At 50.4% G+C, this 726-nt stretch carries 1 protein-coding gene and 1 pseudogene; both read right to left on the reverse strand.

Features of this window, described 5'->3' with window-relative positions:
* Positions 1-394, reverse strand: a pseudogene (locus tag A3750_RS03615) (dihydroorotase); the annotation flags it as partial.
* Between the two features lie 29 nt (positions 395-423).
* Positions 424-726: molybdopterin-binding protein (locus A3750_RS03620; protein ID WP_255374862.1), on the reverse strand; the 303-nt coding region annotated here is incomplete at its 5' end.

Here is a 726-nt window from a genome sequence, read left to right on the forward strand (position 1 = left end):
ATAACATACCTTCTTCGGCGAGCGCTTCAAAAACAGGGTTAAGCGACTCCAAACTTGCTACTGCCGCATCGGAGTTTGTGGTTGCTCCAGCAGGGTATAGCTTGGCTGCAACCGCACCGGCCGCTTTGGCGGCAATAATATCGTCTCGGCTTGTCTGATCCGTGAGATAAATCGTCATTAAGGGTTGAAAGTCCGAACCCGCTGGTCGCGCGGCCTCGATTCGTTGCCGATATGCAGACACCAATTCTCCAGTCGTGACCGGGGGTACCAGGTTTGGCATAACAATCGCGCGAGCGAAACATCGCGCGGTTGCTGGTACGGTCTCCTTAAGCATGTCACCATCGCGAAAGTGAAGGTGCCAATCGTCAGGGCTTGTGAGTGTCAGTTGTTGCATACAAAGGGCTCTTTATGTTGGGGTTACTGCTAGCTTTCGCTAGGCTGCTCGGCAGCCAATTCGCGACTTATACAGGCTTCGATATCGATATTCTTTAGTTGTGGAACAAAATTACATGGGCGATGGCGGCTGTCTATTTGACTGACAATAATGTTATCCCACGCGGTCTTACAGGCATTATTGCTGCCGGGCAAACAGAAAATCAGTGTGTGGTTTGCCATGCCAGCCAAAGCACGCGACTGTATGGTTGAAGTACCTACTTGTTCTAGCGATATTTGACGAAACATCTCACCAAAACCGTCTACAAGTTTGTCGAGTAAAGGTGTGACGGC

The sequence above is a fragment of the Oleiphilus sp. HI0079 genome (assembly GCF_001635105.1).